1 pseudogene is annotated in these 242 nt (G+C 52.5%); it reads left to right on the top strand.

The window, feature by feature from the left end:
* Nucleotides 1–242 (top strand): annotated as a pseudogene (locus ACNQ62_RS16665) (IS3 family transposase); the annotation flags it as partial.

Here is a 242-nt window from a genome sequence, read left to right as displayed (position 1 = left end):
CCTGCAGCGCGACATCCGCGAGATCCAGATTGAGCATGACCTGCTCAAGACTGCGAGTGAAATGATAAAAAAGGAACTTGGCGGCGATCTGCAGGGCCTGAGCAATCGGGAAAAGACCATGCTGATCGTCGCCCTAAAAAAACGGTATAAGACACCAGCGCTGTTGGCTCGGCTGGGTCTCGCGCGCAGCTCTTACTTTTACCATCGCGCTCGCATGAAATTGGAAGATAAGTATCTTCCCA

Origin of the sequence: Sulfitobacter sp. SBS6 (assembly GCF_048285585.1) — a bacterium.
Classification (GTDB): Bacteria; Pseudomonadota; Alphaproteobacteria; order Rhodobacterales; family Rhodobacteraceae; genus Sulfitobacter; species Sulfitobacter pontiacus.
Note: the sequence above shows the minus strand (reverse complement) of the source record. Positions and strands in the feature narration are given on the sequence as shown.